The following is a 26089-nucleotide window of genomic DNA, read 5'->3' as shown; positions in this document are numbered from 1 at the left end:
GCAAGAGGCACGAGAAGAACGGGCGCGCAACGAAGCGGGGAGGCCCGCCGAACGGCAAGCCTCCCCGCATCAACGCGTCAGCGCAAGGGAGGGAATGCACCGACCGCATAAGACAGGGCTCGTTCTAGCCTTCTTCCACTATGCTGCGCGCAGCAATCCGACCGAACGCGAGGCATTCGCTGATATTGCCGGCACCTTGGTACTTGTCGCACCAAACAGACCCGAACTCGCCAGCCGAATACAAGCGAGGGATCGGATTTCCGTCCAAATCGAGGATTTGCGCTTTCTCGTTGCGGCGCGGGCCTCCATCGGTGTTGAGCACTTCGGGAAGGCATTTCACCGCATAGAACGGCGGCTCGTCGATAGGCACGAGCGTATCGGCAGGACGATGGAACTGGGTGTCATCGCCCGCAGCGCACGCATCGTTCCAAACGGCGATCGTGTTCGTCAACTCCTCAACAGGGACGCCCATGAGACTTGCCAGCTCTTCGATGCTATCGGCGGCATAGCCGTAACCGTCGGCGACAGGATCGACCTCGAACTCGTTCTGCGTGGTCTGAGTTTGCGTTTGCAGCGTGTTCGTTGAAGCGTATTTACCCAGGTAGGCGCTGTTCGCCAGCCCATTGCTATCGAATACGAACCAGGAAACGACAGGCTGCTGCACATGGTTCCAATCACCGCCGACGTTCTGATGACCATGTCGGCATCCGTAGTTCAGCGAGAGATCGGTGCCGGCCCAATCTTTGTACATGGTGGTGCCGTCCCAGTCCATGTAGTAGCGGCGGCCGTTCACCCCGACGCTGATACCCTGGTTCTTCTTGAGCATGCGGTACGGAGCCATCTCCGAACCGTCGAGCTTAACGGCATTGTTCCACCCGCCGGCATAACTGTTCATGTGCCACATATCGGCACCCAACTTGCCGCAGATACGGTGGCCGTCCCCGGTGTTGCACACGCCGGCAGCAGGGTGCGACCGCGGATACGACAGGTAATCCTGCTTCATAACCTCGTCGTTTTCAAAACCTCCGCACGTCATGACGACCCCTTTGTTCGCCTTCACGTACACGCTCTTCGAACCGTCTTCGTAGACGCCGCCTATCACGGACGCACCCTCCGGGTCCTGAACGAGCGCCGTCAGCGGCGCGTTCGTCTTGCGCTCGACAACCTCCCCCTTCTTCTGCAGCACCGAATCGAGGAACTTCACCACATGGGTCATCCCATCGGGATCTTCCTTGTCGAAAAGGACGGCTTTCGAAGCGAACGCGTGGGGCAGTTCGCACCATTCGCACCCGTGCCCCGGGTAATCCTTGATCATGGTTTGCGAAGCGCCCAGGCCGAACAGCCATTCCTTGTGCCCGACTATCTCCTCCGCGAAGGCTTTGAGGACCTCATCCGGCGTTCCCGAATATTCCCCACGCAGCTCTTTCAGGTATTCGAAGATGTCGGCAGCGTTCTCGCCCGTGAAAATGACGCCCGACGAGAAAATGCTGTTGCCATTGCCCAGCTCCGATCCTCCTTTTTCCAGCAGGAGAACCTTGAGGGCAGGATCCGCCTCGGAAAGGGCAATCGCCGTCGCCATGCCAGCGGCACCCCCTCCCACCACGAGAACGTCGCACTCCTCGTCCCATGCGATATCCGCCACCGAGGAGGCCGCATCGTTTTCCGGGTTCTTTGCGGCGCACCCCGTTGCTCCAAGCGCAAGCGCTCCGAGCGTCGCCGCTCCAGCCGCTTTGATGAAGCTCCTCCTGGTTTGAAACAACGAATCGGTCATGACGCTCCCCTTTCCCTTCAGCTCCTACCGCTCAGCTTCGCGGCTCAGCGACCATGCTAGAGTCGAAGCGCTTGCTCGCATGAGTGCGAAAAGGAGACAATCCAAAAAAGCTGTCACCCGAAAAGGAGACATTTTTCGATACCGCGTTTCGCGTGCTGTACTATAAAAGCTGGGGAGGGTGGAGCCATGGGGCCAAAACGCAAGAAGATCGTTCTGCCGATGCCGAGCGGATTGGCGTACGTTGCGGAATCCATAGGATTCTGGGGCTGGTACAGCGTAGGCTACTGGATAAGCTACCGCTTGTTTTTGTATGCGGGAGACCTCTGGTGGCTCAATTACTTTGGGTTTTGCGGAGTCGCCTGCATCCTGTTCGCCGTCATGCTGTGGCGTTTCCGACTCTCGAAATTCGTTACCAGAACGCTCGACATTGGATTGTGCCTGGCAGGACTTGCCTCCGTCGCCATCCTCTCGAACGGGACATGGGCTAGCAACAAGTCGATCCTCATCGTGGGTGCGATATGCGCTGGCGCATTTCTTGCCTGGGTCGTCTCCCGCTGGGGAACCCACTACGCGTCGAAGGATGCTCGCGAAGACTTGACATGCATGCTGGTAGGCATCATCTGCATCTCGGTCGTGAAGGTGGCCACGGGCCTTCTTCCCGCGATCTCCCCCTGCCTCATCGGCATCATCGCGGCGGCGACCACGATCGCCTTACGGGAAAAGGACGTCTCTCGGCAGAACGCGCGCCTACAGGAGCCTTACACGATGCGCACGTTCTTCTCGCTCTGGCAAACGCTGCTCGCCATTATCGTGTTCTTCGTCCTGTGGTCCTTCCTCAACGTCGCCCTCAATCTGAACGTTGGACACTTCGCTTTAGCAGGCAGCTCGTCTCCCTGGCAGCTGCTGCTAGCCCAGGCTATCGACATAGGATTCAGCGTGTTCATGCTGCATTGGACGGTCAGGCTCAAACGATCCATCGATTGGACGTTCTTCTGGCAAGTCGCCTATTTCTGCCTCGGCATCGGGCTGCTGGCCATGTCACTCTTCGGAGCCACAAGCATCGTCCAGGTATTTTTGAGCGCCTCCTCGCAGCCGGTGTTCATTTTCCTGATCTACTTCCTTATCCGATTGGCGCGCAGGAGCGCTTACGCCCCATCGGTCGTGATAGCCGGAGGTTATGCGATCATATCCATTCTGGATTGGTCGGTGAGATCGTTCGTAACCTACTTCCATATCGTTCCCCAGAACGTATCGCTTTCGTCGGTTCTCCTGTTCGTCATTTTGTTCGTCATCGTCTTTCTGCTGCCGGCGCGCTCTCCTGGAATGCAGTTCCTCACGTCCGAAATCAGCAAGCGAGAGCGCGTTTCCAAGGCATCGGACATGCAGCGATGCAGCGCACTTGCCAAGAAGTGCAAGCTGACCGCACGCGAACTCGATACGCTCATGTTGCTGATCAGAGGACGTTCAACCCCGTACATCGCCGAAACGCTCTACCTTTCCGAAAACACCGTGAAAACCTACCGGCGCAGGATATACGCCAAGCTGGGCATACACAACAAGCAGGAGCTGATCGACCTCATCGAGCAGGATCGGAGGCCTCCTGCGTGAGCCCTTGCCGCCGCTCGGCCGTCGCATGCGGCGGTTGGGCGGGCGCTGGGGCGGGCGCGGGCGCACAACCGGGGGTTGAGTTTGGAGGGAAATCGCTCAACGAGTGCGCGCGCAACGGATACGTTCTTTCCTTGCGCGCCGTTTTCCGCGATGATGGGCGTGCCGCATCGAGCCGACGCGAAAGGAACGAGCCATGCAGGAATCCATCGGAAGAAGAATCGCCCAACGCCGTCTGGCGAAAGGGATGACGCAGGAGCGCCTAGCGCGCGAGATGGGCGTGAGCGCTCAGGCGGTCAGCAAGTGGGAGAACGATCTGAACTACCCCGACGTCACGCTGCTTGCCCCGCTCGCGAGGCTGCTGGAAACGACCGTCGACGAGCTGCTCACGGGAGCTGCGGCATCGGCGGGCGCGCCGGCCGAAGGCGCAGCGGACGCCGCCGCCGCGAGCGAACCCGCGGCGGCAACCCCAACAACTGCGGCCGATCCGACGTCCCGCCCGTCGACCGCATCCAAGAACGCCTGGGTCCACATCCAGGTGACGGGCGGGCGCGAGGGCGACAACGTGGACGTGTCCATACCGCTGTCCATCGTCAAATTCGCCGCCAACGTGGCCCTCGCCCAACCGGCGATCGCGAACAACACGGCGTTGGAAGGCTTCGACCTGGAGGCCATCCTGCGCGCCGTCGAGGAGGGCGAGCTGGGCACCATCGTCGACGTGACCGACCACGACGAGGGCGAGCGTGTGAGAATCTGGGTCGGGTGAGCCGTCACCGCAGCTTCGAGCGACGAGCGCGCCAGTCGGGCATGAACGTGTCCATGAGGGCCTTGAAGCGGGGGCCGTGGCCGCGTTCCAGCAGGTGGCACAGCTCGTGCACCACCACGTACTCGAGGCACTCGGGCGGGTAGAGCGCGAGGCGCACGTTGATGCAGATGCGGCCCGTAGACGGCTGGCAGCTGCCCCACCGGCTCGTCATGTTGCGGTACGCCAGCTTGCCCGCCTTCACGCCCATGATGGGCTCCCACGCCTCCACGAGCGCGGGCACGCACGCCTCCACCACGGCGCGCCACGCCGCCACCTGCTCCGGCGCAGCCTCGGCCGCCACGGCGGCCGGCGATGCGGCGACCTGCGCGATCTTCGCGTCGATCCACGGACGCTTCTCGCGCACGAACCGCTCCACGTCCCGATCGCGTACGTACGTCGGGGCCGACACCTCCACGAAGCCGCCGCTGCGATGGATGCGCAGGTTGAGGTTCTTGATGCGCTTGCGCGTGAGCCGCACGACCAGGCCGTCCACCACGAGCTCGACGGGCGCCTGCGACGCCTGCGTTTGCGTGCGCCCCGAGCGCGCCCGCGGGCTCATGGGGCCACCGCCCGCTGCTCGCGCGAGCCGCGCACGAACCGCACGAGGAACGCGGCGGTCAGCGCGAACGTGGCCGCCTCGGCCGCGGGGAACGTGGCCCACACGCCCGCCATGCCGAACAGCGCCGCCAGCAGGGCGGCGAACGCGAGCATGGCCGGGAGCCCGCGCACGATGGAGATGGCCAGGCCGCGCGCCGGCTTCTCCACCGCGCTGAAGAACGCCGCCGCCACGATGTTCGCGCCCGCGAAGAAGTACCCGAGGAAGTACACGCGCATGCCGTCCACGGCGAGCGCGGTGAGCTGCGGGTCGTTGTCGCGGTTGAACGCGAGCGCCAGCGGCTCGGCGGCGAGCGCCACCGCCGCGTACGTGACCGTGGCGATGACGAGGGCCGTCAGCAGCGCCAGGCGCAGCACCGCGCGCACGTCGCGCGTGCTGCCGCGCGCGTACGCGTTGCTGGCCAGCGGTTGGATGCCCTGGGCGATGCCCACGAACAGGGCGTTCGCCACGAACGCGAAGTTCGCCACCACCCCGTAGGCCGCCACACCGATGGTGCCCTCGAACGCGAGGATGACGAGGTTGAGCACGAGCAGCACGAGTCCGCCCGACAACTCCACCACGAACGACGAGAACCCGAGCGCAGCGATGTGCCCCACGAGCCGCGCGCGCAGGTGCAGGCGCACCGGGCGAAACGTGTTGCGCTTCTTGAAGAAGTGGACGGACAGCACCGCCAGGCTCATGAGCGGGGCGAACCCCGTGGCGAACGCCGCGCCGAACATGCCCCACCCGAACCCGAAGATGAACAGCGCATCGAGCGCGATGTTGCCGAGGCTGCCCACGAGCATGGCCGCCATGGACAGCTGCGGGCTGCCGTCGTTGCGCACGAATGGCAGCAGCACGTTGTTCAGCAGGAACAGCGGAGCGAACGCGAAGATGGTGCGCAGGTACGTCTCGGTCAGCGGCAGCGTCACCTCGTCGGCGCCGAGCAGCGACGACATCGGCGACGCGAACGCCTCCACGACCACGAGCAGCACCGCCGCCGCGACGGCCGCCATGACGAGCGCCGTGGTGAACACGCGGTTCGCTCCCACGCGGTCGCCGCGCGCGGCGCACACCTGGAACTCGGTGGCAGCGCCGATGCCCAGCATGAGGCCCGTGGCCTGCAGCACCGTGTACAGCACGATGGAGAAATTGAGCGCGGCGAGGCCGTCCGACCCCACCCCGTTCGCGATGAAGAACGTGTCCGCCAGGATGTACGCCGACAGGCCCACCATGCCCAGCACGTTAAGCGACACGTAGCGCGCGAACGGGCGCGCCATCGACGAGGCTCCGGCTATGCTCGCTTCGCGCGCCACGCCCGCCGCCTATGCTCCCAGCGCGATATCGTACGCGGCGTTGCGCGCGATGCCGAACTCCTCGGCGATGGCGCGCGCGATCTCCTTGTTGCGCGCGCCCGCGGCCTTGAGCTCGACGGCGCGCTCGCGCGCGGCGGCTTCGGCGTCCTGCTCGGCAGCGGCGTCCTCGGCGGCGCTCGGGCCGTCGATCACGAGCACGATCTCGCCCTTGATGCCCGCACCCTCCTGCTCGCGCGCCGCGAACACGTCGCGCACCTGCGGCAACGGGCCGCGCACCACTTCCTCGTGCAGCTTCGTCAGCTCGCGGCACACGGCGATCTCGCGATGCGGCAGCACGGCGGCGAGCGCGTCGAGCGCCGCCACGAGGCGGTTCGGGCTCTCGTAGAACAGCAGCGCCGCGTCGAGCGCGCGCAGGCTTTCCACCGTGGCGCGCCGCTCGGCGTCCTTGCGCGGGAAGAAGCCGCCGAAGTAGAAGCGCGGGTTCGCGCTGCCGCTGGCCACGTACGCCGTCGCGACGGCGGTGGGGCCCGGCAGCACCTCCACCGGCACGTCGGCATCGCGCGCCGCGCGCACGAGGCGCAGCCCCGGGTCGGACACGCCCGGCATGCCGGCGTCGGAGCAGTAGGCGATCACCTCGCCCGCGCCGACGCGCTCCACGAGCGAGGCCGCTCGCTCGCCGATGAGCGCTTCGTCCAAGCGCTCGATCCGCTTCTCGATGCGGTAGGCGGCCAACAGCTTGCCCGTGACGCGCGTGTCCTCGGCGCACACGGCGTCGGCCGAGCGCAGCGCCTCGAGCGCGCGCTCGGTCATGTCGCCCAGGTTGCCGATGGGCGTCGGGCAGATGATGAGCTTGCCAGCCATGGAGGTCCTTCCGCGTCGTGCGTTTGTCATGCCGTCCATTGTCGGGCATGCAAGCCCCCTTGGCAAACGCGCGCCCCACGCTCTCGACGGAAAGGGCACAGCCGAGAACGCAGAAAGCTATGCGCCTACCAAATCCTGCAACTCGCGCTTGCTGTGCACGTCGAGTTTCGCATACAGATGCTTCGTGTGGCCCTTGACGGTGCTCTCGGCGATGAACAGCGTCTCGGCTATGTAGGCTTTCGAGCGCCCTTTGCATATGAGCTGCATGATCTCCAACTCGCGCGGGCTCAAGCCGCGCCGCGCGCCCAAAGCAGCGCATCTCTCGTCGATGGACGAGAAATCCTCCGGCTCAAGACTCCGCGCGTTCAGATCCGAGAACAAGAACCGCATGCCTGAATCGCGGTCGCTCAAGCACACCGCGATGACGACGGCCATCGCATACATGAGCACGAAGGCCATTTTGTAGTCGTCATACTGGCCGAGCGAGAACGCGGCGGCCAGCACCGCCCCGCCGAACAACGGCACCGTATAGGCCAACCATCCGCACGAGAACGCGAGCACTGCCCCCAAATCGCTTCTGCGGGAAATGTCCGCACATGTCAGCCAAACGAACAGCGTGATGAAGTTGAAGGACGCCGATATGAGCGCGTCCTCAAAGCTCACCTCTTCCACCAGCACGTTCAACAGCAACACGGTGCCCAAGGCGAATAGGATGAACCGCCATAGCTGCGCGAAGTCGAACGATCGCTTCCAGCGAAACACCCACAAAAGCACGCACGCGGAGAATGCGACCTCAACGGTTCTGCCGATGGCGAACAACAGAGGAGACGAGGTTTCAGCCGGGCCTTTGAACAGCGAGAGCAGAACGGCATTCGCCAGGCTGAACGAGACGATGACCGCCGCAACCTTCCAGAGGCCGAGGTAGCTTTTCGCGTGGAACCGAACGCGCGGGCGCTCGCTGCGCGGCACGTTTCCCACCGATCGGAGCAAGCACCAAGCCGACAGCAGGGGCAAGCAGGCTATGACGGGAACGACGACGGGCAGCGGGAGGAAGAACAGGAGCATTTTCGCCACAGAAGCGACGATGCCCCCTCCGAACAGGTACGCAACGGCAGCCTTCACGTCCACCAGCGACAGGAACACGCCCCATTGCACATAGGCGCACGCCACGCCCACGCCGCCTACAACCAGCGATGCCGCCGCAAGCCCCTGCGCAAGCGCTGCCGGGCAGATGGCCGTCGCACCCGCAAACGCCGTGGACACCGCCATAAGCCCCGCCGCCGCCCATGCAGGCGCCGGGCCAACCAGTCTCGCACCGCCAACCGGCAAGCCGGCATGGCGGCGCCACAGCGCGCCGACAATCGCAACAAGGAACACGATCGACATCACGCCGAACAGCCACTGCCACGTCATCGGAACGGGCAGCGGCCCGAAGTTGTTGCTCATCCAAAGACGCCAAACGTACAGCGTCCACAATCCGAAGTAGAACCACCGCAGTGAAATCCCGCTCGGGTGCGCCGAGGATCGCACGTCCTTCGCACGTTGCAACGCATCCGCCCGCTCACGCACGGCGATCCCCTCCCTTTCCCCAAATCCTTCTTTCCAGTGTAGCGCTTTTCAGCCATCAGGAGCCTCTTGGGCGCGCGGAATCGAAAACACCCCCTTTCGGGGGAGGGTCGCACCCCCTTCCGGAGCTGGCACGATGCGAATGCGCCACCCATGATAGGCGACGGGGCCAAGCGTATCGGAAGCCGAGCCCCGGCATAAAACCAACAAGGAAGGGGAACGAATCATGCAGTACAACCCAAGCAGGCGCACGTTTTTGAAGTCCACCGGCGTCGTCGCCGCCGGAGCGGCCGGCGTGGCGGCGTTCGGCCTCGCCGGATGCGCGCCGAACGCTGCCGCCAAGGAGGCGGACGCAGGCGCAACCTATCCCGACGGCTTCTCTGCGGAAGACTTCAAGGATTCCAGCGTCGTATACGAGCCTATAGACTCCTTCGCCGACGAGAAAACCTACGACATCGTCGTGGTGGGCGCAGGCACCTCGGGCATGCCGGCGGTGCTGACCGCACTCGAAGAGGGAGCGAGCGTCGTCTGCCTGCAAAAGGAGTCCACCGCCATCGCGCAAGGTGGCGGGGACGGCGGCATATGCCTCGAGGCATCTACCGAGGCGGGAGTGCTCATGTGGCTGCAAGAGTGGCGCAAATCCTGTAACTACCGCGTGAATATGGACCTCGCCCGTTTCTTCGCTTACCATTCGGGCGAAACGTCCATGTGGATGGCCAAGCAGTCCGCAGCGGCCGGATACGCTCCCGCCGACTCGTGGTCGCTGCACTTCGACTTCCCTGACGGCAACTACGTAACCCAGACCAAGAACGCGTTCGGCGTGAAGCCCGAGAACAACGGAAATCTGGTGCGCGCGCTGGCCGATTACGCCGAGTCGCTCGGTGCAGATATACGCTACAGCACACCGGGCGTGCAGCTTATCAAGGACGGGGATCGCGTCACCGGCATCGTCGGAAAAGCCAAGGACGGCTCCTACATTCGCTTCAATGCGAACAAAGCCGTCATCCTCGCCACCGGCGACTATCAGAACAACAAAAGCATGGTGAGCAAATTTGCTCCCGACCTCGCACGCTTCACCTGCAAGCAGTCGAACAAAACCGGCGACGGTATCCTGATGTCGGCAACGGCGGGCGGCCACATCACCCCGGTCGGCCACAGCAAGCAGATGCACGATATGGACGCCGGTCCGTACATGATGATCGACATCCCGTTCCTCGCGGTCGACGAGAATGCGGAGCGGTTCATGAACGAAGAGACGCCCATGCATTATTGGGACGAGACGTTGCGCTTCCAAGACGCTGAAGATCCCGGGAAATTCTGCCGCATCTTCGACAACGACTACGTGGAGACGGCTACCGCCTGGGGATACAAGCCGACGGATCGCGATTCGCTTTTGAAGTACGTTCCCGGTGCCGTGGAGAACCCCACCGGCGTGATCAAGGACCTCGTCGACACGCATCGTTGCGACACCCTTGACGAGTTGGCAGAGGAGCTGGGCATACCTGCGGACAACCTCAAGAAGAGCGTCGAACGATACAACGAGCTGTGCGAGCAGGGTGCCGACACCGACTTCGGCAAGCAGCAGCAGTACCTCGCGCCCATCGTCGAACCGCCGTTCTGGGGCATCCACCAATGGATCCGTCTCACGGCCATGTGCTGCGGCATTACCGTCGACGGTAATTACCAGGTGGTCGATAGCGAGAACAATCCTATCGCCGGCCTGTACGCCGTCGGATTCGGCGCGGGCGACCTGTGCGGCGACGGCGATTGGTCGCTTTACATGGGGAATATGTCGTGCGGGTCGTGCATGACTTCCGGACGCTACGCCACCATCCATGCCCTCACCGGAGATCTCGTGCCCAGCAAGCCCGCGAACTGGGCCGAGACGAAGTCTGCCGAAGGCTATCGCAAAGACGACTGGCTCGCCGAGCACGACGCTTAGCAATCGCGAGCGCTTGGGTGCGCTACAATGTCCCCAGCATTTCGACCCGAGAGAAGGGAACGCGCATGCAGCAGCAACTCACGAAACAGACCGCCGAAGGCTTCATGCTGGTCGGACGCATCGACGCGCCGGAGCGGCCGAAGGCGGCGGTCGTCATCGTCCACGGCCTGTGCGAGCACTTCGGTCGCTACGACCACGTGGTGGAACGGCTGTTGGAGGCCGGGTACGCCGTCGTGCGCTTCGACCATCGCGGGCACGGGCGCTCCATGGGCAAGAAGGTGTGGTACGACGACCGCACGCAGATCGTGTCCGACACCGACCTGTTCGTCGAGGAAGCGCGCGCCCAGTTCCCCGGTCTGCCGCTGTTCATGATCGGCCACTCGATGGGCGGCTTCGGCGCCGCCAGCTACGGCACCGCCCACCCCGGCAAGCTGGCCGGCTACGTGCTGTCGGGCGCCTGGACGCGCGACCACGCGGGCCTGGCCTCCGGCGCGGTCGACGAGGGGCTCGACCCGGAGACGTACCTGCCCAACGAGCTGGGCGACGGCGTGTGCTCCGACCCCGCCGTGGGCGAAGCCTACCTGGCCGACCCCTTCGTGATCAAGGAGTTCTCCGTGGCGCTGCTGCACGCCGTGCACGACGGCCACCTCTGGCTGCGCGAGCAGGCCGCCGCGTTCGCCGATCCGGTGATCCTGCTGCACGGAGGCGACGACGGCCTGGTCAGCCCGCAGGACAGCATCGACCTGTTCCGCGAGGTCTCGTCGAAGGACAAGTCGCTGCGCATCTACGCCGGCCTGCGCCACGAGATATTCAACGAGTTCAAGAAGGACCGCGTCATCCGCGACGCCGTCGAGTGGCTCGACGACCACGTAGGATAAGGCGAAGCGCCTGCGTCGGGGAGGGATCGGCGCAGGCGCTCGGGCGTTTGCCGGACGAGATCAGCGACCGGCGTTGGTGGCCGGGCCGGTTTGCTCGGTCTGGAAGCCCAGGGAATGGCTGGGACAGTTGAGCCAGCATTGGCCGCAGCTCATGCAGTTGTCGACGTAGGCGATGACCGACTTGTTGTGCTCTTCGCTGAAATACATCACGTCCATGGGACAGATCTTCTCGCACATCCTGCACGTGCTGCCCTGGCACAGGTTCAGATCGTTTCGAATGACAGACATGTTCATGCTCCTTCCGAAGATGAGGGGTTCGCTTGCCGTGCGGACGGGCCCCTACTTCTTTCCGTAGTCCTCGTTCTGGCCGCCGCCGACGACGGTTTCCACGCCGTTGTAATGGGTCAGGTTCTTCTTCTGCTCCTCGGTGCCGTAGGTCAGCATCTCCTCGGGCGTAACCAGCACGGGATAGCGCTCGGTGTAGCTGAGCGACAGGTCGCCCTTCCACTCGTCCGGCTCCTCCACCTGGCCTTCCACCATCGCGCCGTCCTCGCCCTTCGTGTAGGTGATGAAGTGCAGGAAGTTCGCGTCGTCCTTGAACGGGTAGTCGGTGCGGTAGTGCAGGCCGCGGCTCTCCTTGCGGGCGAGGCCGGCTTTCAGCTTCATCTCCATGGCCAGCAGCTGGTGCTCCACCTCCATGCACAGGCGCAGGTCGTGGCCGTTCTCGGCGATCATGTTGCCCGACGCGATGCCCTGCAGCCGCTTGACGTCCGACAGCGCGCTGGACAGGCTGTCCTCAGACTTCGCGACGGTGATCCAGCCGGGGGCGATGATGCCGAACAGCACGTTGCGCACCCACATCGGTTCGTAGCCGCGCTCGCGCGTCTGCGGGGCCATCATCCGGTCGGTGACTTCCTGCACCTGGTCAGCAGGAAGCGCGGTTTCGGCGACCCCCTCGTCGTCGATGTATTTCGCCGCGGCGTTGCCGACGATGTCTCCGACGATGGACACGAAGCTCGACATCGAGCCGCGCTCGTGGCCGTAGTTCGGGCCGGACATGTTGGCGGCATGGGTGCCGTCGCCCGCCACCCACAGGCCCGGGATGCCCGTGAAGCCCTCCTTGTCGTCGACGCCGCACCACACGCCGGCGATGCAGTGCATGGGCATGCCGGGTGCCGCGCCGAAGCAGTCGCCCACCGGCGAGGGAGAGGTCCACTTGCCGATGCGCGGATCGCTTTCGTCGCCGCCGGCATGGGCGACGGACTGCGAGGCGGCCTCGGTGATCTCCACTTTGCTCCAATCGCCCCGGTAGAAACCGTATTCGTACGTTGCCTCGCGCCCTTCGAAGATGAGCTCGGGCGCCTTGAACTCGGCGCTGGCCACCGTGCCGCCGGTGGGCCAGATGTTCTCGGAGTACTGGAAACCGCAGTTCACCTGGATGTTGCCGGGGGCGTAGCTCGACGTCTGGTGGAAGTCCTCGAACTCCATGCCCGTGATGGGCAGACCGTGCTGGTAGCCCATCCACAAGCCGTCGAACGTGTCGCCGCCCAGCGGGTAGCCGGCGGGCTTCACGCAGCCGGAGCCCGTGCACATGCACACGGCCTTCGCCGCGATGGTGAGGGGCGTCGAGCTGCGATAGTGCAGGCCCACGGCGCCCGCCGCGCGCCCGTCCGCCTCGATGACGTCGGCGATCATCACGTGGTCGAGAATGGTCACGCCGTTGTCCTCGAGGATCTTCGCCAGCACGCGATGGCGGTCGTGGGCGAGGTTCGCCTGATGGTAGCCCCAGCGGTCGTCGTGGAACACGAGGCCGTCCTGGTAGTACGCGCCGCCTTCGGCATCCACCGCGCGGTCGTGCTCCTCGATCCAGCCCCATTCCTTCAGACGGTCGAACGCGCCCTTGGATTCGCGCGCCCACAGCTCTTCCCAGTCGAGGTCGGAGAAGTACACCGACTTCACTTTGTGGTAGTCGCGCCAGGTTTCGAGGTCGATGTCCTTGTCGGGATCCCAGTACGCCGTGCAGCTGGGCCAGGCGGACAGGCCCGAGTAGCCCGGATAGCTCTTATCCACGAGGATGACGTTCTTGCCCGCCTGCGCCGCCGCCACCGCGGCGTTCGTGCCCGCGAGGCCACCGCCGATGACGAGGACGTCGCAGGTATACGCGGTTTGCTCGGGCGCCGGCATGACCGGCGTGGCGTACTCGGTGTTCAGCGGCAGGTACGTCTTGTTGGCCTCGTCGATGTCGAGCGCCACCGCGCCCTTCCGCTCCGCCACCTCGGTTGCGCCTCCGGTCGCCTTGCCCGCCGCGTCGTCCGACGCGGCCGCCGCGCCCGTGTTCGCGGCGGGGCTGCAACCGCCCAGCGCTCCTGCGGCGGCCGCCGTGCCCGCGAACGCGCCGACCACTTTGAGGAAGTCCCTGCGCGAAACGTGGCTGATGCCCGGCTCCACCTGAACGCCCGATTCGGCGAGCGCGCGGATCGCGTCGTTTCTGGTTTGGCCGTCGGCTTCTTTCCCTTTGATGCCCATAGTGCCCTCCTTCAAGTCCCGTGCCCTCGCTCCGCTTCCTCGTGCGAACGCGGGGCTGCTTGCTGACCGGAGTATTGCCGGGACGGGCTCGTTTGCACAGCGACCGTTTCGGAGTATTTCGCGAAAACGCATCGTCACAAAGTGATGATAGGGAAAAAAACGGACGTTTGAACTGGAGGTTCACGATGCACCGGTGTCGGAACCTTTTGGCTTGCGCGGATGCGGGCGACTCGGTACAATGACAGGCGAGCCGCAGGGAGCGTCAACTCCCCACGGCTCTCGGACTCGCTTCGGCGGTTCGGATGTTATTGCTGTCCCGGTTCGTCCCCTTGTCGGGACGACCGGGATGAATCTTTCGATCGCGCTTGAACAGCGAGCGCGACCGCCCCGCTGCCCGAATCGCTACGATGCCGATGCCCGCTCGCCCTCGGCCGCAACGGCACGATCGGCGGCGCTCAACAGGTCTTGCTTGTTGTGCACGTCGAGCTTGGCGTAGATGTGGCGGATATGGGTTTTGACCGTGGTCTCGGAGATGAACAGCTCGTCGCCGATGTAGGGCGTGCTGCGGCCCTGGCAGTACAGCACCGCGATCTCGTTCTCGCGTTGGGTCAGGCCCGCGCCCTCGAAGTAGCGGGCAAGCGCCTGCGCCCGCACCGCGACCGCGTCGGCCGCCGAGCCGCGATCAGGCGACGCCGTCGCCCGCCGCATCGCCACGAACAGCACGACCGCCGCAGCCAAGGCGATGGCGGCCAGCACCCCGGCGGCCAGCTTCGACACGAGCGTGCCGTCGTCGGGGAACAGCGCCGTCAGCGTCATGGCCGTGAACCAACCCAGCCGGTGACATACCATGACCGCGCCCAGCACCACGCCGAACATGAACACCGGCGAGACGGATTTCGACACGGTGGCCTGCGCGAGATGCAGCCATATCAGCATGTGCAGCACGATGGCGCCCACGCCCATGACGAGGAACAGCGGCCCGGGGAACACGCCCAGCAGCAGCGTGGCGAACGTGATGGCCACGTACACCACGTACAGCACCGTGAACAGGGATTCGAGCCGCTTCGAGGAGGAGCGCGCGCTGCCCGCGACGAGCAGCGCGATGCTGATCGCGAAGATGGCCAGCATCGTCTCGCCGGAATCGCGCATCACCTGCCCGTTCGCCAGCGCGTAGGTTTCGAACACGCCGTAGCAGAACAACAGCAGCGCCGAACCCCCGAACACGAACAGCGTGGACCCTTGCAAGTCGAACAGCGCCACCACCCAGCTCGTGGCGCGCTCGTGCCCCAGCGAGCTCCGGATGGAGGCGCGGGCCACCGGCTCTCGGCGATGCAGCAGCAAGAACAGCGCCACGGCCACCGCGAACACCATAAGGCACAGCTCCTGGATGTGCATGTAGCTCATAGGCGAGAACACGCGCAAGAGTCCCAGCAGCAGCGCCGCTCCCGCGAAGCCCAGCAGGATCACCCGAAACGACGTCTTCGTCGATCGGTACGTGGCGACGCAGCCCGCCATGATAGGGCACAGCCCCAGCACGCATCCCATGATGACGTTCATGGCGGGAAGCTCCGCGCCGATGGCGTCGGGCAGCACCGCGTAGCGCGCCAGCAGCAACGCCACGAACAGCACGAGCACGTACCACAGCTTCAAGGGACGGAAGTACGCCACGGTCGCCGCCCCGAACATCGCCACGACAGCGCTGACGGACACCACGAGCGTGGACTGGACGTTGCCCCCGATGACGGAGTACTGAATGAAGTAGATCGACGAAAAACAGCACGCCAGAGCCGCAACCGCCAGGCCCATCGAGACGTACGCCACCCACACCTCGCGCTTCATGCGGCCCTCCCTCCGCCGTCGCGCAGCCCCTCAAACCGCGCTCCTGCCATCTTGACGAATGGGCGGGGTTTTAGCAAGGGGACGGCGCCCGGCGCGCTGCGGCATCCCGCCGGACCCTCAAAACGCTTCCATGCCAGCCGAGCAACCGTTCGTTTCGGGGCGCAAGCACCGCGCGGGACGCTTCCTATACTGGGAGCAAACCCGCGAGAATCGGAGGCTTCCCCATGAGCGCATCCCCCACCGCCCCAAACCCAACCGCTCCCCGTCCCTACGACGGCCTCGACAAGCTCTACATCGCCGGCACCTGGCGCGACGGCGGCAGCGGCGAGCAGGCCCAGGACGTGAACCCCTACAACCAGGACGTCCTGGCCACCCACGTGCTGGCCGATCGCGCCGACGTCGACGACGCGTACGCTGCCGCCGAGCGCGCCCAACGCGCGTGGGCCGCCGCCGCGCCTGCCGAGCGCGCCGGCGTGCTGCGCCGCGCCGTCGACCTCTTCGATGCGCGTCACGACGAGCTGGTGGCATGGTGCCAGCGCGAATCGGGCAGCATCCGCGCGAAGGCCGAGTTCGAGGTGGGCGCGGCGCGCAACATCACCGAGGAGGCGGCGTCGTTCCCCTATCGCATGCACGGCGACATCTTCGCCTCCGACACACCGCACAAAGAGAACCGCGTGTACCGCCAGCCGCTGGGCGTGGTGGGCGTCATCAGCCCCTGGAACTTCCCGATGAACCTGTCGAACCGCTCGGTGGCCACGGCGCTGGGCTGCGGCAACGCCGTGGTGCTCAAGCCCGCCAGCGACACGCCCGTCACGGGCGGCTTGCTGCTGGCGAAGATCTTCGAGGAAGCGGGCCTGCCGGCCGGGCTGCTGTCGGTGCTCATCGGACGCGGCGGCGAGATCGGCGACTACTTCGTAGAGCATCCTGTGCCGAAGCTCATCACGTTCACCGGCTCCACCGCGGTGGGACGCGGCATCGGCGCGAAAACGGCCGGCGGCAAGCACATCAAACGCGTGGCGCTCGAGCTGGGCGGGAACTGCCCGCTCGTGGTGCTCGACGACGCCGACATGGCCCGCGCCGTGGACATCGCCATCATCGGACGCTTCCTGCACCAGGGGCAGATCTGCATGAGCACGAACCGCATCATCGTGGACGCGTCGCTCGTCGACGAGTTCACCGAGCGCTTCGTCGACCGCGCCGCCAACCTCGTGTGCGGCGACCCGCTCGACCCGAAGACCGACATCGGCCCCATCATCAACGACGCGCAACTCACCGGCCTGCTGAGCAAGATCGAACGCGCGCAGCAGCAGGGCGCCGAAACGCTGCTGGGCGCCGAGCCCGACGGCCTCGTGCTGCCGCCCACGGTGTTCGGCAGCGTCGACCCCACCTGGGACATCGCCCTGCAGGAGAGCTTCGGCCCCCTCGCGCCCATTATCACGGCGCACGGCGAGGACGAGGCGCTGAAGTTCGCGAACATGAGCGAGTACGGCCTGTCGTCCGCCGTCGTGGGCGGCGACGTGGAGCGCGCCACCGCGTTCGCGCTCAAGATCGACGCCGGCATGACGCACGTGAACGACATGACCGTGGCCGACGAGCAGCACGTTCCCTTCGGCGGCGAGAAGAACTCGGGGCTCGGCCGCTTCAACGGCCGTTGGATCCTCGAGGAGATGACCCGCACCCACTGGACGAGCGTCCAACACGCCCCGCATCCCTACCCGTTCTAGGAATTCGGCGCCGCCTCCTGGTCGCGCGCCGGCTGGACCAGCGAGGCGGCGTCGGCGCTGCGGGGCTTGCGCAGCACGAACAGCGACGCGACGAACGCGAGCGCGTTGAGCACCACCATCGTCCCGAAGGCGGCGTCGAAGCCCGCCGACGCGCTGCCCGCGGCACCGGCCTGCGCGGCCGACGACGACACGCTCACCATGATGGTGACGAACACGGCGGTGCCCAGCGCGCCCACGATGGAGCGCATCGTGTTGTTCATGGCCGTGCCGTGCGGGATGAGCGCAGGCGGCAGGCTGTTCATGGCCGCAGTGGTCAGCGGCATGGACACCATCGACTGCCCCGCCATGAGCACGGCGTAGGCCGCCCCGATGTACGCCATGCCGCTCGCGGTTTCCACGTGCGCCAGCAAGAACGTGCCCGCGCACACGAGCGCGAGACCGACCGGTGCCAGCACGCGCGGCCCGAAGCGGTCGAACACGCGGCCGTTGATGGGCGACAGCACGCCCATCACGATGCCGCCCGCCATGAGCGTCATGCCGGAATCGAGCGCCGAGAACCCGGCCGTGTTCTGCATGTACATCGGCAGCATGGTGGCGGACCCCATGAACGACGCCCACGCCAGCACCACGAGGACCATCGACACGGTGAACGTGCGCGACGTGAACACGCGGAACTCCAGCATGGGCGTTTCCAGCCGAAGCTGCCGCACCACGAACCACGCGAGCGACACGGCGGCCACCGCCAGCGTGCCCAGCAGCACCGGGTTGCTCCAACCCAGCGTGCTCACCATGCTCAGGGAGTACAGCAGCCCGCCGAAGCCGAGCGACGACAGCGCCACCGACAGCGCGTCGAGCCGCGGGTTCGAACGCTCGGAGACGTTCCCCACCACGAAGAACGCAACCACGACGTCGACCGCGATGATGGGGAGCAGCAGCAGGAACAGCGCCTGCCACGGGAAGCTGTCGACGATCCAGCCCGACAGCGTGGGGCCCATGGCCGGGGCGAACGCCACCACGAGGCCGAAGAAGCCCATGGCCGTGCCGCGCTTGCTGGGCGGGAACACGGTGAACAGCACCGTCTGCATGAGCGGCATGGTGATGCCGGCACCCAAGGCCTGCACGATGCGGCCAGCCAGCAGCATCTCGAAGACCTGCGCGCTGGCGCACAGCACCGTGCCCGCCGCGAACAGCCCCATGGCCGTGAAGAACAGGGCGCGCGTGGAGAAGCGGCGGATCAGGTAGGCCGTGATGGGCACCATGATGCCGTTTGCCAGCATGAACGCCGTGGTCAGCCACTGTGCGGCGCTGCTTTCGACCGAGAACACGCCCATGAACGTGGGGATGGCCGTGGTCATGAGGTTCTGGTTGAGGACGGAAATGAACGAGCCCACCATCATGACGGCCACGATGGCGATGGCCTTGCGGGGGATCTTCGTCGGTGCGGAATTCGCTTGCTCCATGGTGCGGCTCCTCAGCATTGCGCGATCGCCCCGCATGCGCTAGTATAAACGGATAACTCTCCGGATATAGTAAACGGAGTACTCTCCGTTTGTCAAGGGACAAGGTGCGCTTCGAGCGAAAGGATCGACGATGACCGAGCAGGCCCCGCGCCGCGAGCGCCAAGACGCCGTGAAGAACCGCGCCCGCATCCTCGAGACGGCGCACGACCTGTTCGCCCGCTACGGCGTGGAGAGCGTCAGCATGAACCGCATCGCGCAGGAGGCCGAGGTGGGCGCCGGCACGCTGTACCGCCACTTCGGCAGCAAGAGCGACCTGTGCTTCGCGCTCATGCAGGACCACCTCATGACGCTCGCCGACGAGCTGGCCGCGCTCGCAGCCGCGCGCGACGACGCGCGCCCCACGCTCGAGCGGATGACGCTGCGCTACCTCCAGTTCAAGGAGCAGAAGATTCCCCTGTTCAAGGGTATGGAACAGTCGGCCCTCAGCGCGGCGGGGCCCCTGCAGAGCCCGGTCTACGAGCGTCTGCATGAACCCTTCGCCGCCCTGTTCGAGCGCGCGGGCTGCGACGACGCGCCGTTCCGCGCCGACATGCTGCTGGCCGCGTTCATCAGCGGCTCCCCCGAGTTCCAGCAAACCGCCCGGGGCCTCTCCCTCGAGGAGTTCGCCCGCAAAACCTGCGAGCTGTTCCTCCCCCGCGCGCCGCAGGCGTAAGCCGCGCGCCCGCAAGGCGACGCGATGCGAAAACAGCGCGATGCGAACGGATGTTTCACGTGAAACATTCCGGGACGTTCGGCGAGGCGTCCTTTTCAGCCGCGGCTCGTGGAACGAGCGGCCCCGACGGCGTCCACGGCCTCGATGAACGTCCGGGGCTTCTCGTAGTGGATGTCGTGGCCCGATTCGACGACCGTCGTCTCGCAGCTTGCCACGAGCTGCTGCACGCGCGCGGCGTCGTCGTCGGAATTGGCGGCGAACAGGGTGCCGTCCTCGCCGTAGTTCGTCTTCGCCTTGAGGTACACGGTGGGGCACGCGATGCGGCTCAGCACCTCGGCTTGGTCGACGCCGTCGAACCAGGAGCCGTCGTAGAACGTCTCGCTGAACCGCACGTCGAAGTCGTCGTAGAAGTACAGGCCGCGCACCCAATCGTGCGGCACCCACGCCAGCGTGAGATGCGCGTCGGGCCGGGCGGCGCGCTCGGCCTCCGTCCACGCGGCGATCTGGGGCTGCAAGCCGCCGAACAGGCCGAACAGGTAGCTGTGCTGCGCGTAGAACACAGCGGGGTCGGCCACTTCGTCCTGGTTGAGGAAGGCGTGCGTCACTTCGAATGCGTCCTTCCATACGAAGCAGCCGGGCTCCTGCCGCATCTCGTCCGGCGTCACGCGGAAAAACGGCGGATCTTCCAGCACGCACCCCGTCACCCGCTCGGCGTCGTTGGCGGCCAACCAGGCGGCGATGATGCCGCCCGACGAATGGCCTGACACGAGGTACGGGCCGCCGATCTCCTGCGCGACGAAAGCCTTGAGCGCCTCGCCGACGGCCTGACACGAGTAGAGCGCCTCGTCATGGCTCGACTCGCCGTGGCCGAAGCAGTCGACGGCGAACACGTGGTAGCGCGCGGCCAGGTCGGGCAGCACGCGCGCGTAGTCCTCCCACTGCATCGACTGGCCGTGCACGAGCACGAGCGCCGGGCCGTTGTCGGGGCCCTCGGCGTAGTTGACGGTGGCGATGGCGGTGGCGGCGCTGCCGGGCGCTTCTTCGCCACGCACCGGCACGCTCACCTGCGCCTGCTTCTCCACGAAACCGACCGCGTACGCCTTCGCGAGATCGCGCTCCTCGCCGTGGCGGTTGGCATCCACGTACCACAGCAGCGCGGCCGCGATGCACACCGCCAGCACTCCTACGACGACAGCTGCGATCATGCCGATCCTCCTCTTCCCGACGGTGCTCATGCGTCCTCCTCGCCTCAGAGCCCGCGCCGCCGGGCGGCGGGGCTATCGGTCGACCATGGTGCGGAGCATCGACACGCGGTCCATGAACTCGTTGGCTTTCAGGATGGCGAGACCCTGCTCCTCGTCGCCCAGCACGAGCAGCGCGTCGCCGGCCTCGATGCCGAACAGCTCGCGCGCCTGCTTGGGGATGACGATCTGCCCGCGCTCGCCCACCGTGACGGTGCCGAACAGGTGCTTGCCGCGCGGCGGCATGGGCAGCACCGTGCCCTGCGGGTCGTAGTCCACGAGCGCGTCGAGCGACACGTCGAGCGCGCGGGCCAGCGCCCCCGCGTTCACGAGGTCGGGAGCGGATTCGCCCGTCTCCCACTTCGTCACGGTCTGCCGTGACACGCCCAAGCGCTCGGCCAGCTGCTCCTGCGTGAGCCCGATCATCTTGCGCCTGCTCTGAATGTTCGAACCGATCATGGTATTCATACTCCTTGCCACCTATGGTAAGCCGCCAACCGGCCCCGATCCACCAACCGATGATGACACGAACCCGAATCCCTGTCGCGTTTCGTTGACAAACCGGGCGGACGCCCCTCCCCGCATCGGTCCGCAGCAAGCTACCGCCCGCCGCTCCACGCCGCGGCCACGCAAGCAGACTCCGAACAAATGTTTCACGTGAAACATCCGCCGGAGCCTCGTCCGCCGGAAGCGCCTACGCGCGGGCGGCTTCCGTCTCCACGAGGTCGAGCAGCTCGCTGCGGTTGTGGACGCCCATCTTCGCGTGGATGTGGCGCAGGTGCGTCTTGAGCGTGTTCTGGGAGATGAACAGCTCGTTCATGATCTGGCCGTTGCTCTTCTTCTGCGCCGTCAGCTCGAGGATCTCACGCTCGCGCTGCGTCAGCCCGTGCTCGTCGGCCAGGCGGGCGCACGCCTGCGCCAGCAGCTCGAAATACGCCGTGTAGTCCACTTCCTTCGTACGCTGCTGCCGCATGAAGAACAGCATGAGCAACGCTACCAGCCCGAACAGCAGCGCCGACGACAACAGGTGCAAGAACAGCTCCGAGAGCGGGGCGAACACGAGCATGAGCAGGCCGCCCACCACTTCGCCGAACTGCACGCACCCGTAGGTGACGCCCACAACCACAAGCGGGCTCGTGCCGTTCTCGGACGCGTAGAACGCGTCGAACCCCCAGCAGACGATCAGGAACAGCGAGAACCCCACCGCGTGGATGAGCGAGGCCACGTACACGTCGAACAGGTACAGCGGTATGGACACGAAGCTCACGGCGAAGATGCCGACGATCACCATGATGAACGACTGCGACGAACGGATGCCGCGCCCGAGGCCGAACACAAGCAGCGCGAGTGCCGCCACGAGCGTGCTGAGCACCTCAATGTCGAGCGATCCGCTCGACGTGCGCGTCGCCAGCGTGCGAACGATGCCGTACGAAGCTGCGAAACAGACGGTGACCAGGCAGAATTGCTTGAACGTGATGACCGGCGGCCTGAGGTTCGCCACCGGCTCGAGGGAGGCCGGCTTGCCCGACGATCGCGCGCACGCCCACAGCAGCAGACCCGACGCCACGTTCAGCGCGAGCGCCGGAACCACGAGCGCGACGTTCGGCACGAACGCGTGCACCAGCAGGTACAGCACCGACCCCACGAGAAACTCCGAAGCCAGCAGCACGATGATGATCCCCGGCTTCTCGCCCAGATGGGCCCCGATGAAGATGCAGAACGCCACGCCGTTGCCCAGCCCCAGCAGCACGGTTGCCGCGAAGCTCAGCTCGTCGGAGCCCGTCCAGCCGGCGTACGCGCCCACCAACAGCGCAACCAGCAGCAGCCCGAACCCGCTCAGGTACCACCACCCCGACGCGGTCGTTCGACCCGCGCGGCGCGAGACGAGCACGAACGCGGCGCACGACACGATGGACGCCGCCACCGCCACCATCCACGACCAACCCTGCCCGAACGACGAGATCAGGCTGGCATCGGACGGCGAAGTCCAGAACGTGAGGAAATGGCGGCACACGAAGCACGAGCCCGCGACGACGAGCAGCAGCTGCTCCTTGAATATGCCCTGCGCATCCTGCGTCTCCCGTGCGGACAAAGCGCTCCCCTCACCCGGATCGAAATCCCGTCCCCACCAACCTATCCTTCTCCTCTGCCGATTATAGACGCAGAAGGGCGCGCCGCAGCCGGAACCTCCGCCCGAATCCGTCACCCAAACGGTGTGAAAGCCGCAATCACCCTCCCGAAACGACGCGCGAGCGCCCACGCCGTGCGAAGCTGGGCCCGTTGGAACGTGCAACCCGCACAGCCTGAACACCGAGGAGGGAATCATGAACGAAAAGAAGTCTGAGGGCACGGATCGGGAAATGGATCGGGAAATGGACCGGGGAATGGATCGTCGAGCGTTTTTGAAAGGGGCCTTGGCGACGGCAGCCGCGAGCGGCGCGTTCGCGCTCGGCGGCTGCGCCCCGGCAGGCTCGGCCGACGCGAGCTCCGACAAGGAGGCAGCGGGCGCGAGCCTCATCGACCACGGCGTGTTCAAGAACATCGACATGGCCGAGGCCGAGCCCATCGCCCCGGTCGACCCGCCCGCGACCTGGGACGGAGAAGCCGACATCGTGGTCGTGGGCACCGGGGGCGGCGGCCTCGCCGCGATGAACTACGCGGTGGACAACGGCAGCACCGTCATCGCCATCGAGAAGAACGCCGAGATCGGCGGCGCCACCCAGCATGCGGCCGGCTGGTTCCTGCTGCCCGGCGGCTCGAAGGACCAGGAGGCCCTGCAGTACGCCTACCCGTCCTACCCCTTCGACATCAACGCGTTCATGCGCGCCATCCTGCCGAACTACCAGTTCAGCATCGACGACGAACTGCTGAAGAACATCGCGCTCAAGGCCGGCGGGGTGATGGATTGGCTCCAGGAGCACGACGGCGTGGAGATGACCTGCCGCGGCCAGGCGTTCATGGACACGAAGGTGATCAGCGGCGAGCACAGCCAGATCCTCGGCATGCAGCCCACCTGCCTCGCGATGGGCGCATGCGCCACGAAGAAGGGGGCCGACCTGCGCACGAACACGACGTGCACGGCCCTCGTCGTCGAAAACGGGAAGGTCGTGGGCGTGCAGGCCACCGACAAGGACGGCGCCACCGTGCACTACCGCGGCAAGCGGGGCGTCATCCTGTGCTCGGGCGGGTTCGGCATGAACCTGGCCATGATGGAGAAGTACGTGCCCACGGCGCTCGACGTGGCGACGTTCGGCGGCCCCATGTTCTACCACACCGGCGAGTGCACGCGCATGGCGCTGGGGCTGAACGCGGACATGTCCGGGCACGACTCGTGGTGCGGCTGGCTGGCCGGGTTCGAGGAGTACCAGGAGACGGGCGAGTTCTGGCACTACTTCTGGGACGGCGCGACGCAGCTGTGCCGCAACGTGTGGCTGACCATCGACAAGCGCGGGCGCCGCGTGCCGTACTACGCGACGGACGGCAAGCAGGACTGCCCCGACTTCTACGGCGGCATGGGCGACACGGGCGTCGTGGCGGCGCAGGTGTCGCGCATGGGCAACCGCTACTACCAGGTATTCGACAGCAACTATCCGGAAGACGTGTTCGCACACGGGCTGAGCGCCTCGGCCTCGCCGGTGACGAACACCGACAACGTGCCGAAAGGCAGCCTGTTCAGCGGCGATTGGCTGGGCGACGTGGAAAAGGCCATCGACCGCGGCGTCATCAAGAAGGCCGACACGCTGGACGAGCTGGCGGACATGCTCGGGCTCGACCCCGAGGTGCTGAAGGACTCGGTCGCGCACTGGAACGAGCTGTGCGAGCAGGGAGAGGACACCGAGATGGTGTACCCCTACAACCCCAACTGGCTGACTCCCGTGCAGAAGCCGCCGTATTACGGAGCGCGCCTGGGCACCTCGCTCGGCAAGACCATGTGCGGCGTGCGCGTGACGCCCAGCATGGAAGTGGTGAACGCCGACGGCAAGGTCATCGAGGGCCTGTACGCGAACTTCTCCACCGCGGGCGGCATGGTCGGCGAGAGCAACTACTGCACCGGCCTGTACAACACCACGATCCTCGGCGGCAACGCCATGTCGTGGACGACGGGCTACATCGCGGCGGAAGCAGCGCTACAATAGACGCCGACGACCGACGACGCCGACCGGAAGGAGCCGCACCATGTCGCTATCCCCGCAGCAGCGAGCCAGCACCATCGAGCAGTTCGACGAGAACCTGCGCCGGCTGGGACTGACGCCCGCCCAGGTCGCGCATGACCTGGGCACGACCGAGCAGCACCTCGTCCGCGTGGCGAACCTCGACAACGTGCGGCTCGAGGACCCGTGGATCCTGCGGAACCACCTGCTGGCCGAGGGCGCCGCGCGCGGCATCGAGCTGATACCCTTCACGGCCCTCGTCGGCGACCATCACGACTACTGGTTCCTCGACGGCGCGGCCATCGACCGCGGCCACATGCGACCGTAACGCCCGCACCGCGAACGCGTACGGATGTTTCACGTGAAACATCCGACCCGCCGGCACGAAAAAGCCGCCGCGTCGAGCTTCGACGCGGCGGCTTGCGCGATCTTGGGTGCCGGGCGCGAACCTACAGCAACTCCTCCACGGCCGCTGCGACCACGTCGGGCACGCTGGTCGTGGGCTCGAAGCGGCGGACGACGTTGCCGTCGCGGTCCACGAGGAACTTCGTGAAGTTCCACTTGATGTCGGGCTTGCCGGCATAGTCGGGATCGGCCTTCGCCAGCATGTCCTCCAGGATCGGCGTCAGCTCGTGGCCCTCGTCGAAGCCCTCGAACCCCTTCTCCTGCTGCAGGTAGGCGAACAGCGGGTCGGCGCCTTCGCCGTTGACCTCGATTTTCGCGAACTGCGGGAACGTCACGCCGAAGCGGGACGTGCAGAACGCCGTGATCTCCTCGTTCGTGCCCGGCGCCTGGTGGCCGAACTGGTCGCACGGGAAGTCGAGGATGTCGAACCCGCGCTCGTGCAGCGCGCGGTACAGCTCCTCGAGCTGGGCGTACGTGGGCGTGAAGCCGCACTCGGTGGCGGTGTTCACCACGAGCAGCACCCGTCCCCGGTAATCGGCGAGCGACACGTCGTTGCCCTGCTGGTCCTTCACGGTGAAGTCGTAGATGCTGGAAGCCATGGGTCCTTCTTTCGATGAGGGTTGTTCGTCGGTTGTGGAACCCATGATACCGTTTAATGATACTTTGTTACTAACATTTTACGGAACGGTCAT

The 26089-nt window shown here is 65.8% G+C and carries 21 protein-coding genes; 8 read left to right on the top strand and 13 right to left on the bottom strand.

The features are described from left to right. Positions 1-124: 124 nt before the first annotated feature. Entirely contained in the window at positions 125-1771 is a 1647-nt protein-coding gene (locus H8S61_RS08635; RefSeq protein WP_186938702.1) for an FAD-dependent oxidoreductase, read from the bottom strand. A gap of 186 nt (positions 1772-1957) precedes the next feature. Here H8S61_RS08635 and H8S61_RS08630 point away from each other — a divergent pair, with 186 nt between their 5' ends. Next, positions 1958-3379, top strand: a complete 1422-nt coding sequence (locus H8S61_RS08630; RefSeq protein WP_186938701.1) for a response regulator transcription factor — start codon at positions 1958-1960, stop codon at positions 3377-3379. A gap of 193 nt (positions 3380-3572) precedes the next feature. Beyond that, complete coding sequence (locus tag H8S61_RS08625; protein WP_186938700.1) at positions 3573-4142, top strand: helix-turn-helix domain-containing protein; 570 nt, start codon at positions 3573-3575, stop codon at positions 4140-4142. Positions 4143-4146: 4 nt separating this feature from the next. On the opposite strand, the gene H8S61_RS08620 is transcribed toward H8S61_RS08625, so the two are convergent. From H8S61_RS08620 to H8S61_RS08605, 4 genes are all read right to left on the bottom strand, one after another. After that, positions 4147-4740 (bottom strand): M48 family metallopeptidase, encoded by a 594-nt coding sequence (locus H8S61_RS08620; protein WP_186938699.1) that lies wholly within the window; start codon positions 4738-4740, stop codon positions 4147-4149. After that, positions 4737-6092, bottom strand: coding sequence for an MATE family efflux transporter (locus H8S61_RS08615; RefSeq protein ID WP_186938698.1), 1356 nt, complete (start codon positions 6090-6092; stop codon positions 4737-4739). The genes H8S61_RS08620 and H8S61_RS08615 overlap by 4 nt, the downstream gene beginning before the upstream one ends. A gap of 9 nt (positions 6093-6101) precedes the next feature. Further along, positions 6102-6953, bottom strand: a complete 852-nt coding sequence (rsmI, locus tag H8S61_RS08610) for a 16S rRNA (cytidine(1402)-2'-O)-methyltransferase (protein ID WP_186938697.1) — start codon at positions 6951-6953, stop codon at positions 6102-6104. 117 nt (positions 6954-7070) lie between these two features. After that, on the bottom strand, positions 7071-8399 hold the full coding sequence (locus H8S61_RS08605; protein ID WP_186938696.1) for a helix-turn-helix transcriptional regulator: 1329 nt from the start codon (positions 8397-8399) through the stop codon (positions 7071-7073). Between the two features lie 346 nt (positions 8400-8745). Between H8S61_RS08605 and H8S61_RS08600 the strand changes: the two genes are divergently transcribed. Continuing rightward, a complete protein-coding gene (locus H8S61_RS08600; protein WP_186938695.1) occupies positions 8746-10461 on the top strand; it encodes an FAD-dependent oxidoreductase in 1716 nt (571 codons plus the stop codon). A gap of 65 nt (positions 10462-10526) precedes the next feature. Next, complete coding sequence (locus H8S61_RS08595) at positions 10527-11339, top strand: alpha/beta hydrolase (protein ID WP_186938694.1); 813 nt, start codon at positions 10527-10529, stop codon at positions 11337-11339. A 60-nt stretch (positions 11340-11399) separates the two neighbouring features. On the opposite strand, the gene H8S61_RS08590 is transcribed toward H8S61_RS08595, so the two are convergent. From H8S61_RS08590 to H8S61_RS08580, 3 genes are all read right to left on the bottom strand, one after another. Then, positions 11400-11627: a 4Fe-4S dicluster domain-containing protein gene (locus H8S61_RS08590; RefSeq protein WP_186938693.1), complete on the bottom strand. Its 228-nt coding sequence runs from the start codon at positions 11625-11627 to the stop codon at positions 11400-11402. A gap of 51 nt (positions 11628-11678) precedes the next feature. Further along, positions 11679-13865 (bottom strand): FAD-dependent oxidoreductase, encoded by a 2187-nt coding sequence (locus tag H8S61_RS08585; RefSeq protein WP_186938692.1) that lies wholly within the window; start codon positions 13863-13865, stop codon positions 11679-11681. 402 nt (positions 13866-14267) lie between these two features. Beyond that, a complete protein-coding gene (locus H8S61_RS08580) occupies positions 14268-15704 on the bottom strand; it encodes a helix-turn-helix transcriptional regulator (protein WP_186938691.1) in 1437 nt (478 codons plus the stop codon). Between the two features lie 224 nt (positions 15705-15928). Between H8S61_RS08580 and H8S61_RS08575 the strand changes: the two genes are divergently transcribed. Continuing rightward, a complete protein-coding gene (locus H8S61_RS08575; protein ID WP_186938690.1) occupies positions 15929-17428 on the top strand; it encodes an aldehyde dehydrogenase family protein in 1500 nt (499 codons plus the stop codon). Here the strand turns inward: H8S61_RS08575 and H8S61_RS08570 are convergent. Beyond that, positions 17425-18888, bottom strand: a complete 1464-nt coding sequence (locus H8S61_RS08570) for a DHA2 family efflux MFS transporter permease subunit (protein WP_186938689.1) — start codon at positions 18886-18888, stop codon at positions 17425-17427. The genes H8S61_RS08575 and H8S61_RS08570 overlap by 4 nt on opposite strands. 130 nt (positions 18889-19018) lie before the next feature. On the opposite strand from H8S61_RS08570, the gene H8S61_RS08565 reads away from it, so the two are divergent. Continuing rightward, positions 19019-19600, top strand: a complete 582-nt coding sequence (locus H8S61_RS08565; RefSeq protein ID WP_186938688.1) for a TetR/AcrR family transcriptional regulator — start codon at positions 19019-19021, stop codon at positions 19598-19600. A gap of 95 nt (positions 19601-19695) precedes the next feature. Here H8S61_RS08565 and H8S61_RS08560 read toward each other — a convergent pair whose 3' ends face one another. The 3 genes from H8S61_RS08560 to H8S61_RS08550 form a co-directional block, all read right to left on the bottom strand. Further along, a complete protein-coding gene (locus tag H8S61_RS08560; RefSeq protein WP_186938687.1) occupies positions 19696-20835 on the bottom strand; it encodes an alpha/beta fold hydrolase in 1140 nt (379 codons plus the stop codon). Positions 20836-20877: 42 nt separating this feature from the next. Beyond that, entirely contained in the window at positions 20878-21300 is a 423-nt protein-coding gene (locus tag H8S61_RS08555) for a helix-turn-helix domain-containing protein (RefSeq protein WP_186938686.1), read from the bottom strand. A gap of 235 nt (positions 21301-21535) precedes the next feature. Beyond that, positions 21536-22933: a helix-turn-helix transcriptional regulator gene (locus H8S61_RS08550; protein WP_186938685.1), complete on the bottom strand. Its 1398-nt coding sequence runs from the start codon at positions 22931-22933 to the stop codon at positions 21536-21538. A 232-nt stretch (positions 22934-23165) separates the two neighbouring features. Here H8S61_RS08550 and H8S61_RS08545 point away from each other — a divergent pair, with 232 nt between their 5' ends. Together H8S61_RS08545 and H8S61_RS08540 are read left to right on the top strand one after the other, a co-directional pair. Further along, positions 23166-24977 carry an FAD-dependent oxidoreductase gene (locus H8S61_RS08545; protein WP_186938684.1) on the top strand — a complete coding sequence of 604 codons (1812 nt, stop codon included), beginning with the start codon at positions 23166-23168 and terminating at the stop codon, positions 24975-24977. Positions 24978-25017: 40 nt separating this feature from the next. Further along, positions 25018-25320: a DUF2316 family protein gene (locus H8S61_RS08540; protein WP_186938683.1), complete on the top strand. Its 303-nt coding sequence runs from the start codon at positions 25018-25020 to the stop codon at positions 25318-25320. Positions 25321-25441: 121 nt separating this feature from the next. On the opposite strand, the gene H8S61_RS08535 is transcribed toward H8S61_RS08540, so the two are convergent. Then, positions 25442-25996, bottom strand: a complete 555-nt coding sequence (locus H8S61_RS08535; RefSeq protein ID WP_186938682.1) for a glutathione peroxidase — start codon at positions 25994-25996, stop codon at positions 25442-25444. Positions 25997-26089: the final 93 nt, after the last annotated feature.

Origin of the sequence: Eggerthella hominis (genome assembly GCF_014287365.1) — a bacterium.
GTDB classification, from domain to species: domain Bacteria; phylum Actinomycetota; class Coriobacteriia; order Coriobacteriales; family Eggerthellaceae; genus Eggerthella; species Eggerthella guodeyinii.
This window is presented reverse-complemented; position numbering and strand designations above follow the sequence as displayed.

Excerpts from the sequence above, each read along its gene's own strand:
- H8S61_RS08635 (WP_186938702.1), bottom strand. The coding sequence starts at position 1,771 with ATGACCGATTCGTTGTTTCAAACCAGGAGGAGCTTCATCAAAGCGGCT.
- H8S61_RS08630 (WP_186938701.1), top strand. The coding sequence starts at position 1,958 with ATGGGGCCAAAACGCAAGAAGATCGTTCTGCCGATGCCGAGCGGATTG.
- H8S61_RS08625 (WP_186938700.1), top strand. The coding sequence starts at position 3,573 with ATGCAGGAATCCATCGGAAGAAGAATCGCCCAACGCCGTCTGGCGAAA.
- H8S61_RS08620 (WP_186938699.1), bottom strand. The coding sequence starts at position 4,740 with ATGAGCCCGCGGGCGCGCTCGGGGCGCACGCAAACGCAGGCGTCGCAG.
- rsmI (WP_186938697.1), bottom strand. The coding sequence starts at position 6,953 with ATGGCTGGCAAGCTCATCATCTGCCCGACGCCCATCGGCAACCTGGGC.
- H8S61_RS08605 (WP_186938696.1), bottom strand. The coding sequence starts at position 8,399 with ATGAGCAACAACTTCGGGCCGCTGCCCGTTCCGATGACGTGGCAGTGG.
- H8S61_RS08600 (WP_186938695.1), top strand. The coding sequence starts at position 8,746 with ATGCAGTACAACCCAAGCAGGCGCACGTTTTTGAAGTCCACCGGCGTC.
- H8S61_RS08595 (WP_186938694.1), top strand. The coding sequence starts at position 10,527 with ATGCAGCAGCAACTCACGAAACAGACCGCCGAAGGCTTCATGCTGGTC.
- H8S61_RS08590 (WP_186938693.1), bottom strand. The coding sequence starts at position 11,627 with ATGTCTGTCATTCGAAACGATCTGAACCTGTGCCAGGGCAGCACGTGC.
- H8S61_RS08585 (WP_186938692.1), bottom strand. The coding sequence starts at position 13,865 with ATGGGCATCAAAGGGAAAGAAGCCGACGGCCAAACCAGAAACGACGCG.
- H8S61_RS08580 (WP_186938691.1), bottom strand. The coding sequence starts at position 15,704 with ATGAAGCGCGAGGTGTGGGTGGCGTACGTCTCGATGGGCCTGGCGGTT.
- H8S61_RS08575 (WP_186938690.1), top strand. The coding sequence starts at position 15,929 with ATGAGCGCATCCCCCACCGCCCCAAACCCAACCGCTCCCCGTCCCTAC.
- H8S61_RS08570 (WP_186938689.1), bottom strand. The coding sequence starts at position 18,888 with ATGGAGCAAGCGAATTCCGCACCGACGAAGATCCCCCGCAAGGCCATC.
- H8S61_RS08565 (WP_186938688.1), top strand. The coding sequence starts at position 19,019 with ATGACCGAGCAGGCCCCGCGCCGCGAGCGCCAAGACGCCGTGAAGAAC.
- H8S61_RS08560 (WP_186938687.1), bottom strand. The coding sequence starts at position 20,835 with ATGAGCACCGTCGGGAAGAGGAGGATCGGCATGATCGCAGCTGTCGTC.
- H8S61_RS08555 (WP_186938686.1), bottom strand. The coding sequence starts at position 21,300 with ATGATCGGTTCGAACATTCAGAGCAGGCGCAAGATGATCGGGCTCACG.
- H8S61_RS08545 (WP_186938684.1), top strand. The coding sequence starts at position 23,166 with ATGAACGAAAAGAAGTCTGAGGGCACGGATCGGGAAATGGATCGGGAA.
- H8S61_RS08540 (WP_186938683.1), top strand. The coding sequence starts at position 25,018 with ATGTCGCTATCCCCGCAGCAGCGAGCCAGCACCATCGAGCAGTTCGAC.
- H8S61_RS08535 (WP_186938682.1), bottom strand. The coding sequence starts at position 25,996 with ATGGCTTCCAGCATCTACGACTTCACCGTGAAGGACCAGCAGGGCAAC.